This window comes from Streptomyces sp. URMC 126 (genome assembly GCF_051386555.1).
Lineage (GTDB): Bacteria > Actinomycetota > Actinomycetes > Streptomycetales > Streptomycetaceae > Streptomyces.
This window is the reverse complement of the sequence record NZ_JBPQTX010000861.1, coordinates 1-274: the sequence shown is the minus strand read 5'-3', so window position 1 is coordinate 274 and position 274 is coordinate 1. Positions and strand designations below refer to the sequence as shown.

General features: G+C 78.8%; 1 pseudogene. It reads left to right on the top strand.

The features are described 5' to 3' along the window. A pseudogene (locus ACSNOK_RS34250) lies at positions 1–274 on the top strand (oxidoreductase); the annotation flags it as partial.

The window sequence follows — 274 nt, the reverse complement described above, 5'->3', positions numbered from 1 at the left end:
CGAGGGGCGGCCGGGCCGTCGACCCGGCGGAACGCGCCGCCGTGCGCCGGGCGTTCGAGAGCGCGGGCGCGGACGCGGTCTTCGTCGAGGGGCTCGCGCCCATCGTGCCGCTGCTCGTCGCGCAGATAGAGCAGGCTCTCGACCGCACCCCGCGCGAACAGCGCCGGCTGGCGGGGCTGGCGGCCGCGCCGGACGGCATCACGGTCGAGGTCACCACCCCGGGCCGGGTGCGGGTGGTGGCCTACCGCGTGGACCGGCTGTACCGGCGGCACGC